The 11,497-nt window shown below is 54.0% G+C and carries 7 protein-coding genes; 2 read left to right on the top strand and 5 right to left on the bottom strand.

What is annotated here, in order from left to right:
• Positions 1–95: 95 nt before the first annotated feature.
• The 3 genes from J9253_RS16865 to J9253_RS16855 form a co-directional block, all read right to left on the bottom strand.
• The gene (locus J9253_RS16865; RefSeq protein ID WP_210222055.1) at positions 96–1,247 is read right to left on the bottom strand and encodes an RNA-guided endonuclease InsQ/TnpB family protein; all 1,152 of its coding nucleotides are present in this window, start codon (positions 1,245–1,247) and stop codon (positions 96–98) included.
• Positions 1,248–1,405: 158 nt separating this feature from the next.
• Positions 1,406–2,617 carry a transposase gene (locus J9253_RS16860; RefSeq protein ID WP_210222054.1) on the bottom strand — a complete coding sequence of 404 codons (1,212 nt, stop codon included), beginning with the start codon at positions 2,615–2,617 and terminating at the stop codon, positions 1,406–1,408.
• Between the two features lie 187 nt (positions 2,618–2,804).
• On the bottom strand, positions 2,805–6,266 hold the full coding sequence (locus J9253_RS16855; protein WP_210222053.1) for a hypothetical protein: 3,462 nt from the start codon (positions 6,264–6,266) through the stop codon (positions 2,805–2,807).
• Between the two features lie 228 nt (positions 6,267–6,494).
• On the opposite strand from J9253_RS16855, the gene J9253_RS16850 reads away from it, so the two are divergent.
• Positions 6,495–7,613 (top strand): transporter substrate-binding domain-containing protein, encoded by a 1,119-nt coding sequence (locus J9253_RS16850; RefSeq protein ID WP_210222052.1) that lies wholly within the window; start codon positions 6,495–6,497, stop codon positions 7,611–7,613.
• Between the two features lie 20 nt (positions 7,614–7,633).
• On the opposite strand, the gene J9253_RS16845 is transcribed toward J9253_RS16850, so the two are convergent.
• Positions 7,634–9,787: a RelA/SpoT family protein gene (locus tag J9253_RS16845; protein WP_210222051.1), complete on the bottom strand. Its 2,154-nt coding sequence runs from the start codon at positions 9,785–9,787 to the stop codon at positions 7,634–7,636.
• A 39-nt stretch (positions 9,788–9,826) separates the two neighbouring features.
• Positions 9,827–10,510, bottom strand: a complete 684-nt coding sequence (locus J9253_RS16840) for an HAD family hydrolase (RefSeq protein ID WP_210222050.1) — start codon at positions 10,508–10,510, stop codon at positions 9,827–9,829.
• Positions 10,511–10,593: 83 nt separating this feature from the next.
• Between J9253_RS16840 and J9253_RS16835 the strand changes: the two genes are divergently transcribed.
• A complete protein-coding gene (locus tag J9253_RS16835; RefSeq protein ID WP_210222049.1) occupies positions 10,594–11,400 on the top strand; it encodes an esterase/lipase family protein in 807 nt (268 codons plus the stop codon).
• Positions 11,401–11,497 lie beyond the last annotated feature (97 nt).

Genomic DNA, 11,497 nt, shown 5'->3' with positions numbered 1-11,497 from the left:
TCTTTGATAGGATTGACACCATACTGAGCTTTGATTTCTGAAAGGGGGCGTAAATGTTGACTTCCTCCCCTCCCTAAAGGAAGGGGATTCCTAATTCATCGAGAACAGGACAACGACACCGAAATGCCATCACCGCTAACATTCTCTCCAAAGGCTAACACCGCCAGTCCGGCGGCTAAAATGTTACGTGCTGCATTCACGTCACGGTCGTGGGTTGCGCCACATTCCGGGCATTCCCAAGACCGCACGTCCAGCGGCATGTTTGCTTTCACGAACCCGCAGCCGTTACAGCGTTTGCTGGAAGGGAAGAACCTGTCGATTTCGACATACGTCCTACCTGCCCAGTGGGCTTTGTACACCAGTTGGCGGGTAAATTCCCCCCAACTTGCATCGGCAATGTGCTTGGCTAATGTTGGGTGTTTAATCATGTTCTTCACAGCGAGGTTTTCAGCGCAAACGACTTGGTTCTCGTTAATCAGTTTGCGGGACAGCTTGTGCAAGTTGTCCGACCGGCAATCGGAGAGCTTCGCGTGAACACGGGCAACGTTGCGTTTGGCTTTCAGCCGATTCTTGCTGCCGAATTTCTTCTTGGCAAGACGGCGTTGATACTTCGCCAGTTTAGCCGCGTGTTGGGCAGTGTGGCGGGGATTGCCGGACTTGAAGCCATCGCTAGTGACGAACAAATCCTTGATGCCCACGTCAATGCCCACCTTTTTATCGGTGACGGGCAGCAGCATGGGGTCAAATTCACACAGGCAAGACACAAAGTAGCGTCCGGCCTGATCTTTAGAAAGGGTAATGGTGGTGGGATCAGAGGGAAGTGGTCGACTCCACTTAATGTTCAGCGGTGTAGCACACTTCGCCAGTTTCAGTTCACCATCACGGTAGCTGAAAGCGCGGTAAGTGAATTCAGCCGATTGGCGGTGTTTTTTGGATTTAAAGACAGGGTATTTCGCACGGCCTTCAAAGAAATTCTTAAACCCCGCTTGTTGGTTGCGCAAGCATTGTTGCAGCGGGACACTGGAAACGTCGTTCAGGAAAAGCAGGTCGGGCAGTTTTTTGATAGCGGTAAGCCGCGCATTGGCATCCAAGTAACTGACCTTTTCATTGGCCTGATAGTAAGCATCGGTACGGTAACGCAAGATGCTGTTGTACACGTAGCGCACACAACCAAACGTCTGAGCCAGCAACGTTTCTTGTTGTGGGTCTGGGTAGAATCGGAATTGGTAGGCGCGTTTTGCTAGCATAACTCACAGTATAGTTCATACCGTGTGATTTCTATGTGTTTAATCAAGCTCAACAGTGATGACTTCTCCCGCCAAAACCAAGCATGGGGTTAGGCAGCAGCCTTCCTGAACGTCTGCTTTAACGCCTTGATTGTAGGTGTTTTCCCGCTGTTAGCGGTTCATGTTTGCCCTTCATCGTCCTCATCGCCGTTGACGGCCTCCCTAATTCGCCACCAGAAGGCTTTTGGGGGAGAACGCAGTAATTGCCGTGCCAGTAGTGGTGCTAAAATCTGTCGCACGGTGTTCTCGGAAGGCAATTCACGGGAACGGGTGCGCAAGTACAAGACCTGCTGCTTCCAAAGCCCCTCGCGGTACTGGAAGGAAAACAGTTGCAGCAACCCCGTGGCAATGGAGGCACACAGCACAAAGGTTTCCATCGCCTGCCAGCAGGCTGCCACGGTGGGGAGGTGCTGTGCTTGGGGGGCTTTGAGATGCCGGTTGGCGGTAGGCCGCCGGGAATGGCGCGGCAGGTAACGGCTCCAGAAGTGGAAACGGAATGCCCCCAGAGTATTTTTCAAGGTGTCAAACAGGGTTTCAATCCGGGTACGTCGGCAGTACAGGGTGAGGATGGTTTCCGCGTCTAGTGCCAAATCCGAACACATCAGCAGGATCGGCCCACGGGCGGGGAAGTAAGCCACGTAGTTCTTTTTGGCACGGGTGATGACCTGCACCAGCGGCTGTTGCAGCGCCACCGACCAAACCGAGCGTGCCAGCCGGAACACCGGGGCGGTTGCAAAAAACGCATCCAGCACCAGCCACACCGGGCGGTCATTCATTTGGGCGAATGACAATGCCATCTGCACCACCCGCGTCCCCAGCTTGAGTGCCGGGTCATTGGCATCTTCCTCCCCCAAATGCCGGAAGCCCTGAGGGATCTGCAAACTCAGCGGCAGGCAGAAACAGGCAGACAAGGTTCCCACCAGTAAACCCACCGCACCCCAACACTGCCCCCGGAAATAGTCCGGTTTGCTTTGCGTCTCCGAGGTTTCCCGCAAAGAAACCACTCCCGGCATCCGTCCGCCATCCTTGACTACGTAGGTATGGGCGCCCAGCACCACCGAACGCCCCGCCACTTCCACCAGCGGCGCATGGGACAACACCCACCGGTGCCAGCTCGCCCGTAACCGCTCAGGATGGTAAGACCCCGCACGAAAAAAATGGGGCAACCGATGGTAGCCCCGTTCATCCGATAGCCAGTAGCGGCACATCGACGTGACCCCGCCCATCTCGGTGGCGGCCAGAAAGCTCAGGATGATGGCACAAAACAGCAGCCATGCTCGCTGGCGCGAGAATTCGCTTTTAAAGTGGTGAAGGCTCTGGGATAGATGCAACTAGCATGATGTCCCTTGGATAATAGGTCGCTGGTAACGCCTACTCTAAGGGATTTCGTGCTGCTGGGGGGAATGGGGAGACCTTACGACTGTTGAGCCATCACAGTACATACCATTGGCGGGGTGTCGTTAAGACGCTCCCACCAATTGTACGGCATTTCGCAAATCTTGCACTGTGCGTGTGGCGTTAGCCAGAATATGCCCCCAGCAAATCCGCCCCTATCGTGCCACGCAAGCTTTCCAGATACGCACCCGTGCGAATATGCGCCAGCTTCGTTTCGGCGTGCGCTAACCTTCCGGCAATATCCATGCGTTCCGCCACATCGCAGTGGGTTTCCTTGGCGAGGAAGGCTTGCAGGTAGGCGCAATGGCGTTCCCACAAGGCGGTATCACGCTGCTGCTTGGTTTCCAGACGCTGCTGATACCAGCTTGAGGCCAGCAAGGCTTCGCGGGTAAACAGGGCGCGAATTTCAGGATGATGCGCATCCTTACCCTCGTATTTGCCGGTTGCCATGATGTGCAGCAAGGCTTTGAGCGGCGGGCAAGCGTCTTCAATGCTGCCGTCATTCAGGTAGTTTTGTGCCACGCTTTGCTGCGCTTCGACGATATTGTTGATGCCATCCACGAACACGTCCATGCCTTGCGTTTCCGGCTTGAGGATGTCTTCGCCGAACACCACCGCCGGGTTGTCGAAGATTTTACCCATAAAGGTCGCCACAAAGCGGTCGGTAATCCGATACCCCAAACGGCTGGCGTGTACCCATTGCCCGTGATGCTCGAAATCTTCCAGCGGTTCCAGAAAACCGTTTTCGATCATGTATGTCGGGTCACGCTCGTGTTCGCGCAAGCGTGACCAGATTTCAGGGATCAGCAAACTGATGTCGTGATCGACCCGCAAATTCGCGCCGATATAACCTGCCGCGCTGGAAAACCCTGCATAACCGCTGATCATGAATGACACCAGCGCATTGTTCAGATCCGCCGTGGTGCGCAAGGCGTTAAAGGGGCCTTTGGTCAAAGCGCCTTCGCTGCCCGCACCTGTCGTCGATGGCGATTTGCCGGTCACGCTACAGATGAAATCCATGAACAGTTCCGGCAATTCCTGATAATGGATCGGGTTAAACACCGCCAGCGGGCGGATGCCCTTGCCCGGCGGATTGTTGCGTCGCCCGGTCAGCACTGCATCCACCGGCGTCATCAGCGGCTGTTCCAGCGGCACGCGCCGCAGGAAACGCGCCCCCATTTCCCCGATGTATTTACGCATGGGCTGCTGCAAATCAGGGCGGATTTGCAGGTAACGCGGGTTTTCGCTGGGTTTGCCATTCACCAGACGCGGGTTGGCGGAAGACACCACGTATTCGCCGGACTCGTGCGCCGCTTGCAGCAAATCGGCCATCGGCGCGGTGTATTTCTGGAACTCGACCACATCCTCAACGATGTCAGTGAGGTTATCGCCTTGCAATGGCTCGAAATTGGCAATGAAGTTGCCCGGTTGCGCCATGTCAAACTCGGTTTGCTTGTCGAAACCGCGATGAATCGCCTCATCCGGGCGCTGGAACAAGCGGTATTCGCAGTTTTTCACCAATTTGACGCTGGGGTTGGACGATTTCGGCGAACGGTTCGGCAACCTATCGGCACTCACCACCACCGAAGCACTGATGTCGTCTTCCATCTGCACCTTTTCGGTGGCGATGAAATCCTGACGGACCTTGTAAGTGCGCCAGTTACCGCCCTTGCCCAAGCCGACCCGCAGGTACGAGGCCACCAGTTCGCGCCCGTTGTGCTTGAGCGCATTGCCCGGCATCCCGTTGATCACGTCTACCGAGAAACGGTCGCGCCAAGCGTTGCCCCATTCCGGCTTGTACATGCGTTTGATGATGAAGGCTTGCGAAAAAATCCGCGCCGGAATCCGCGCCAGCCACGCATTGTAAGCCTCGGTATGGCTGGGCGAGGGCGTCAACAGCTTGATCACCGAGCCGAGGCTGCGCTCTTCGCTAAGGGGCTGACGGCTCGGGTCACGGTCTTCATCGGCAAATTCCGGCAGGAAACGGTTGCTGTAGTCATAGCCAAAAATCGCCGCGACCTGATCCATATCGGTCTCGAAATCCTGCACGAATACCGGGCCGTAAATCACCGCATCATTCAGCGATTTGGAAATTTCAGACTTGCCGCCGCCCGACACGGTACACGGTTTATGGCAGAACGTGCCTTCCGCATCCGTGCCGATAATGCGCCAACTCGGGGCAGAAGGGTGTTTCTGCATCTCGGTCTTGTAGCCGTTGGGCTGCATGTAAACCTTGCCGGGGCGCAATTTCAGGCTTTGCTCACCCTTGTCATTTTTCCAGCGAATGCTTTGGGTGCGCAAATCCATGCGGATGTCGAGCGGCAGGTAAATCAGGTCAGGGTATTGCTGGTCGATGGCGTAGCCTTCCGGCTGCACATTCATGCACGCGCCATAGGTTTCCACCATATTGTCGAAGGTGTAAATATCCGGGCGTTTGCGGGTGCGGCTGTCCGTACCGTATTCCTCACCGTGGTTGCGGCGCTGGAACGCGAGTGCGCCACCGGCGTGTTCTTCTTCGGCCAAGCCAAACAGGTTGGCGGAATAGCTGATCTGGGTTTTGACTTCTTTCTTGCAATAACCGTAATAGTTGTCGGCGAGGATGGTGACAATCACCCCACGGGTATCGCGGGCAGTGACCTTGAACGCGCTGCCGTCATTGTACAGTTCGCCTTCTTCCTTCCAGCTCATGCCGTCTTGACGTTGGCGTTCGGTGGCTTGGTCATAGTGCGGCAAACCCAGCGCTTTTTTGGTCAAGCGGGTCAGGTGCGGGGCAAGGATCACGCAGCCGGTGTGGCCTGTCCAGTGTTCCACATCCAGCGCGGCGTCGTGTTTGGGCAGGTTGGGGTTGCCTGCATTGCCGAAAATGCTTTCGACGAAATCGAGGTTGCTGACCAGATTGCCGGGCGCGAAAAAGCGGATTTCCATGCTCTTTTCAGCTTCAACACCGGGAATAGCCGGGCATACGGTCGGGCGCAGCAGCAGGGACACGAACAGGCGGGCTTTTTGTGCTTCGTTCGCGGTGAACGGTAGCGCCAGCAATTCATCCGGCGGGTTTAGTGCGTGCGCCAACATCCGCGCATAGGCGAGTTTCGGCACGGCTTTTTTGTCACCGGGAACCGGCAAGCCGCCTTCAGCAATGTGGAACGAGCCTTTGGTGGTGCGGCGGTCATTCGCCGGGTTGTGCAAAATGCCCTGCTTCAGGCGGTAGCTGGACACGATGTCGGATTTGAAAACGTCGCCGTCAGATGGCAAGGAAAGTTCCCGCGCCACGCCGTAACGGTCGAGCACAATGCTGTTGCAAGGCAGGCGTACCTTGCCATCATCGCCGCACTCTTGCAGATAACTGTCGAGGAAAGCCTGAATGCGTTGGTCAATCGGGCATTGGTAATTCATCAACAGGCGATTTTTTTCGCGGTAACTGGCAAGCAGGTCAGCGGCAATGGAAAGGAATTCGTCATCACCAGAATGGGCGGCAGGTTGCCCGGTGGAAGACAGTTTGAGGTTAATGTAAAGCTGGAGGCGGCTGCGTTCAGCCTCGGTGTCAAGGCGTGACTTGCCCAGACCCAGGGATTGTTCCATGTTCATGTGGGGCGATTCTCTTTGGTGTGCTAACGGTGGTTATCAGGCGCAGATTACCGACAAGCGGCGGGAAATGCCATATCCCCCGGATAGAGTGAATATTAGCAAGTGATTATTAAGCAAGGGATTTGGCGCTGTATGCGCGTGGACGAATGGTGTGAATCTATAGGGAGCAAGTGTTATACTTCGCACCCCTAACAGCTTGCCCCTAAACACTCAAACGATCATTCAACTATGCCAAAAATTCCACAGCAATACCTTGTCGTTCTCTTATCGATTGTATTCGTGTTTTTACCGTTACGGTCTAGTGCTGAGGAAACCTTACAAGTCGGTATTAAGCTATCTGAACCATGGGTCATGTACGATAATGATGTGCCTCTTGGCGAACGCCGCCCCACAGGTTTTAGTATTGATTTATGGCAGGCTCTCGCCAAAAAACTCGATGTAAAAACGGAGTGGGTCTATTTTGATACGACTAAAGCCTTGGTAGATGCTGCCGCTAACGATCAGGTCGATGCAGCTATTTCAGCTATTACGGTCACTGCTCAGCGTGAAACAGAGGTGGATTTCTCAAACTCCATGTATGAACTCGGTTTGCAAATCATGGTGTCACCTGAGCTTCAACGGTCAAACCCTTTTACGGTTATGTTACGTGAAATGGGTAAGTTATTTTCTTGGCAATCGACGCTGTTTTTTTTGCTGATGCTCTTGGTAACGGCGAACCTGCGTTTATGGACGGACCGTTACCAAACAACACAGCCTTGTTTTCCTGCTGGCTATCTGGCGGGTATCCGGGAAACACTGTGGTGGAGCGTGACCATGCTGTTGACGTGGGAAACACCGCACAGCCGTGGTTTGGCGCGTATCATTGACCTGATGTGGCATTTTATTGGATTGATTTTACTGAGTATTTTGACAGCAGTAGTGACCAGTGCACTGACCGCTCAAGCCGTGAGTGGCACTATTCGCTCAGTCAAAGACTTGCCAGGCAAACGGGTGGTCGCGGTAGCGACAGATTCCCCCCGTATATGGTTAGAACAAAACGGTATTAATGTTAAACCCGTAGACAGTATTGAAGCAGGTATTAAGCAAGTACAGGCAGGAGAAGCCGATGCATTAGTGCATGATGGTCCGCGTTTAAAATACTTGGCTAATCAAATTAACCAAAAAACGGGGCGTAAAGCACTCGCTGTCGTACCTGCTTCCTTTAATCCACAAAATTATGGCATCGCGTTTCCTAATGGTAGCGAGTTACGTGAATCGGTCAATCGCGCACTGTTAACGTTACGTGAGTCACAAGAAGGGAACATGAGTTTCCATGAGGAGCTGCGGGCGAAATGGATTAAGGATTAATGGCGGCGTCATCTCAACCCTCACACCTTACGCTGCGCATCAATCACTGACGACAACTGCAACAGCTTTTCCAGCACATCGCCGAGTTGCTCCACATCGCGGATTTCCAGGGTGAAGTCCATCACTGCGAAACACGGGTCGTTGGTTTCACGGGTATGCAGGCTGTGGATATTGACCTTTTCCTTCGCCAACAAACTGGCAATGTCGCCTAATACCCCGGACTTGTTGTAGGTGGAAACCGTGATGTCGGCTACATAGGCAGACGTATGCGAACCCCAGTCCACGTCGATAATGCGCTCTTCGCGTTCCTTACGCAGGTTGGCGAGGTCGGGGCAGTTCGCCCGGTGCACAATGACGCCGCGCCCTTGTGACAGGTAGCCAACAATCGGATCGCCGTTCATCGGGTGGCAACACGTCGCTATCTGGCTGTAGATCTTGCTGACACCGCGCACTTCAATTTCGCCATTCAATACTTCGGTGTTGCGGGTCTTGCGCAGCTTGAATTCAGGCTCATGGGTGTTTAACAGGAAGTTGCGCACTTGTGCCGAGGAAATGTCATCGCGCCCAATCGCAATCAGCAAATCACGTTCACTGGTACGGCCGAACTGTTTGGCAAGTTCAGCGTAATCCAGCTTGTCAAGATTCAGCAGGTGACGCTCTTTCTGGAGAATGCGTTCGCCATCCTTGATATTTTGCTCGTGGTTTTGCTGGCTGAACCATTGGCGCACTTTCTGCCGGGTGCTGAGAGCTTTGATGAAACCCAGCTCTGGCTTCATCCAGTCCTGACGCGGGTGCTCTTTATTGCTGGTCAGTACTTCCACCTGATCGCCATTATTGAGCACGTAGTTAAGCGGCACGATGCTGCCGTTGACTTTGGCTCCCCGGCAACGATGCCCGACGCTGGTATGCACATGGTAGGCAAAATCCACTGGCGTTGAGCCTTTCGGCATGTCAATAATCTTACCCTTGGGGGTCACCACGAATACCCGGTCACTGAATACTTCGGTGCGGAAGTCTTCCAGCAAGTCACTGTCGCTGTCGTGGGAATCCAGCAGACTGCGCATCGAGTTGATCGCCTCACCCATCGCCTGATCTTGCTTGCCACCTTCCTTGTAATGCCAGTGGGCAGCCACCCCCAACTCGGCAAAACGGTGCATCTCGCGGGTACGAATTTGCACTTCGACGTATTTACCGCCGGGGCCAACGATTACCGTGTGGATCGACTGATAACCGTTCGGCTTTTTGTTGACAATGTAATTGTCGTATTCATCGGGGTGCCACCACCATTCCTCGTGCACGACACCCAGCGTGTGGTAACAGGTGTTGGTATCGTCCACGATGATGCGCACTGCCCGCAAATCGTAGAGTTCATCCACTTCGACATTCTTGCGGCTTTTCTTTTTCCAGATGCTGTAAAGGTGTTTGGGGCGTCCGTAGACTTCGCCCTTGATGCCATGCTTATCCAGCAACTCCTTGAGGACATGGATGAAATCAGCAATGTATTGCTCACGCTCAATACGCTTGCCCTCCAACGATTTGGCAATGTCTTTGTAGGCTTCAGGTTGCAGGAAGCGGAAAGACAGGTCTTCCAGTTCCCACTTGATCTGGCTGATCCCCAGACGGCTCGCCAATGGTGCATACAAATCCATGCTCTGGCGTGCCACACAGCGATGCAGGTCGGAAATCTCTTCACGCGCCAGCAGGCGCAGGTATTGCAAGCTCCACGCCAGCTTGATCAATACGGCACGGATGTCCTTGATCATCGCCATCAACATGCGCCGCAACTGTTCGCCCTGTTCCTTGCGTGAGGCACTTGGGTCAGTATTTTCCACACAATCACGGAAACGTTGCAGGTTGCGGATGTCTTCGCACAACAAACGGGTAGGCTCACCGTACTGGTATTCCACCTCCTCCAGTGTCAGCGTTTGCTGGAAACGGCTGTCACACAACAACGCCGCCATGATGGTGGTTTGATCAACATCCAAATGACGCAGGATCTCAGCCACATCCAGACTACAGGGCTGTAAGTGATCAGTAGGCGGGGGCATCAGAAAAAGACTGTCAATAATCTGCCCTAACAGGTAGAAATCCCGCTCGTTATCGGATACCCAAAAACGGTCAATCCATGCTTGACGGGTACGCGACTCGGTGTCGCTGGTTCGGCTATGTCGCATGTTAGTAATGCATCCTCTTTGCCAAATAATAGTTATTATTTATAGTTTTGTAATGACAGTCTCCAATTGCGCAAGATTCTCAATCACCGCATCCGGTTCCTGTCCGCCTGGCCAAGCCTGACCTTCGGGATTAAACCACACGGTGCGCAAGCCTGCACTGGCTGCCCCTTGAATGTCCCTCACCGGGTCGTCGCCTACATAGACGGCCTGATGCGGTGCAATGCCCACCTGTGCCAGTGCCTGATGAAAAATCGCCGGGTGTGGTTTCGCGACCCCTGCTTCCGCAGCACTGTGAACAAACTGGAACAAATGCCCCACCCCGATGTGGTGGACACTGGCATTACCATTGCTGATAACCCCTAGCGAAAAGCGTGCCGATAGTGCCTCCAACACTGCCAGCGCACCTTCAAAAAATGTCACTTCATTACGCGCCAGCCAGAATACTGCAAAGCCCTGTTCCACTAATGCGGGTGGATAATCGTGCTCTGCGGCCAGCAAGGCCAACCAATCCTGACGTAACCGGGTAAGATTATAGTGCAATTCAGGGTATTGCTGCATGTAGTTCATACGTTTTTTCACCAGTTGCTCTGGAGAGTACCTCTGAGTGATACGCGGATAATGGGCTTGCAGCCACGCATAGAAACGCTGTTCGGCACGTTCAATCACAGGCTTGCACGCCCACAGGGTGTCGTCTAGGTCAAAAGCAATACAACGTATAGTCATGAGAAAACTCTAGTCTTGCGGTAGAATTGAGGGATAATATTAGAATCAGCTAACACACGATAACGATTAAGCGGGAGGGTTACATGAAAATCCGTCATTGGATAGTACTGGCAGCAGGCCTGTTGTTATTCCCAACAGCTTTGTGGGCGCAAACAGTCGTACTGGTACACGGCTTCCAGTCCAGCGGTATGGATTGGCGCAAGCAAGGCGTCACCCCGGTGCTGCAACAGTATGGCTGGGTCGATGGTGGCAATGTCGTGCTCACCTCACAAGGCGTTTACAACCCCACCAACCCCAAGGAACGGTCAGAACGCATTTTCTATACGGTGGAATTGCCACGCCGCACCCCCATCAGGCTACAAGCCGAATGGCTGGAACGCGACCTGCAATACATTTACGCCCAACGTCAGGAACCTTTGACGCTGGTAGGGCATTCGGCAGGTGGGTTGGTCGCCCGCGACTGGCTGGTGAGTGCCAACAGCGTACCCGTGGATACCTTGATCACGATTGCCACCCCGCATGTGGGCACACCCAGCGCTACGATTGCCAGCCTTGCCACTGATACCCCAATGGGCTTTTTTGCCGAAATGATGGGCATGGGCAAGTGGAGTGCTGACGCAGAAAATTTGTACGATGACATGCGCCCGGAAAAACCGGGGCGCTTCCTGTATTGGCTGAATCACCAGCCACACCCGGCGATCCGCTACGTCTCGGTGATACGCGACAACCAGCTACGCCCAGACAAGTTTGATTTTGTAGTGCCGACTTACAGTCAGGACATGAACAATACCTTCGCCCTGCACGGCAAGTCTGAGCGTTGGACGGATAAAGGTTCGCACTTCCTCGGCATCCCGGATGGGTACGTGCTGGCAAGGATTTTAGCACGCTAAAGCCGGTCTTCCCGCGTCTGCTACCACTGTTCGTACCGGCTATCAACAGGACAGCGATGGGGTGATAGCGTGCACTTATGTTAAGCCTTGAGTCTGT

It is taken from the genome of Thiothrix litoralis, assembly GCF_017901135.1.
GTDB lineage: Bacteria > Pseudomonadota > Gammaproteobacteria > Thiotrichales > Thiotrichaceae > Thiothrix > Thiothrix litoralis.
Note: the sequence above shows the minus strand (reverse complement) of the source record. Positions and strands in the feature narration are given on the sequence as shown.

Coding starts and splice junctions, on each gene's coding strand:
- J9253_RS16865 (WP_210222055.1), bottom strand. CDS start 1,247: ATGCTAGCAAAACGCGCCTACCAATTCCGATTCTACCCAGACCCACAA.
- J9253_RS16855 (WP_210222053.1), bottom strand. CDS start 6,266: ATGAACATGGAACAATCCCTGGGTCTGGGCAAGTCACGCCTTGACACC.
- J9253_RS16850 (WP_210222052.1), top strand. CDS start 6,495: ATGCCAAAAATTCCACAGCAATACCTTGTCGTTCTCTTATCGATTGTA.
- J9253_RS16845 (WP_210222051.1), bottom strand. CDS start 9,787: ATGCGACATAGCCGAACCAGCGACACCGAGTCGCGTACCCGTCAAGCA.
- J9253_RS16840 (WP_210222050.1), bottom strand. CDS start 10,510: ATGACTATACGTTGTATTGCTTTTGACCTAGACGACACCCTGTGGGCG.
- J9253_RS16835 (WP_210222049.1), top strand. CDS start 10,594: ATGAAAATCCGTCATTGGATAGTACTGGCAGCAGGCCTGTTGTTATTC.